Here is a 1072-nt window from a genome sequence, read left to right as displayed (position 1 = left end):
TGTATTGCCCAGTGAGGTTGGGGACGCGGCTGGCGGGTGGTTTGCCTGCGAGCGCGGTGTGTCCTCGGTGGTGATTGTAGGTGTGGAGCCACTTGGGGAACGCGTCGCGTCGTTCCTGTTCTGACGTGTAGGGGCGGGCGTAGGCCCACTCCTCCAGGAGGGTGCGGTTGAGGCGTTCGACCTTGCCGTTGGTCTGGGGCCGGTAGGGCCGGGTTCGCTTGTGGGTGATCCCGGCCGCCGCCAGCAGGTCACGCCAGGCATACGACTTGTAGCAGGAGCCGTTGTCGGTCATGACACGCTCGACAGTGATCCCGGCGCTGGTGAAGTAGGCCTGCGCCCGCTGCCAGAAGGCGGTGGCGGTTTCCTTCTTCTCGTCCGCGTGGATCTCGCTGTAGGCGAGGCGGGAGTGGTCGTCGACGGCGGTGTGGATGTACTGGTAGCCGACGCCGGTCTTGGTCTTGCGGCCCGCCGCGCGGCCCAGTGCCTTGTGGCCGCCGCCGTCTGGGATGTTGCCGAGTTTCTTGACGTCGACGTGGACGAGTTCGCCGGGCTTTTCGCGTTCGTAGCGGCGTATGACGCGGCCGGTCGCGCGGTCCAGGTGGGTCAGGCGGGCGATCCGGTAGCGGACCAGGACCCGGTGGACGGTGGAGGCGGGCACGTTCAGCAGTCCGGCGATGCGGGCCGGTCCCCACCGCCGGAGGATCCGGACCTTGATGATCCGCCGTTCGGTGCGGGTCGCTGTCCGGCGGGGGCTGTGGTGCGGGCGGGAGGAATGGTCGGCCATGCCGGCCTCGCCGAGGGCCCGGTAGCGGGCGGCCCACCGCTGGGCGGTGGTCGGTGAGACCTGGAAACGCTCGGCCGCCCGCCGTAGCGGCCAGCCGTCCTCGACCACGCAATGGGCCAGCCGCAGGCGTCCGGTCTCGGTCAGGGGTGCATTACGGTGGGGCACGAGGGCCTTTCTGGTCGCCGGTGCAGATGTCGCAATCCACACCAGGCCAGAAGGCCCTCACCCATTTCAAGATCTCTCAGCCGAGACCTGCATCACCCGTCCACAACCTCCCTGGACAGAACA

General features: G+C 68.5%; 1 protein-coding gene. It reads right to left on the bottom strand.

Features of this window, described 5'->3' with window-relative positions; all coding sequences use genetic code 11:
- Positions 1 to 949 (bottom strand): IS481 family transposase (locus tag AB0F18_RS39320; protein WP_362070373.1); only part of this gene is annotated, 949 nt, incomplete at its 3' end.
- Positions 950 to 1072: the final 123 nt, after the last annotated feature.

The organism is Streptomyces sp. NPDC029216, from assembly GCF_040648015.1.
Lineage (GTDB): Bacteria > Actinomycetota > Actinomycetes > Streptomycetales > Streptomycetaceae > Streptomyces.
Note: the sequence above shows the minus strand (reverse complement) of the source record. Positions and strands in the feature narration are given on the sequence as shown.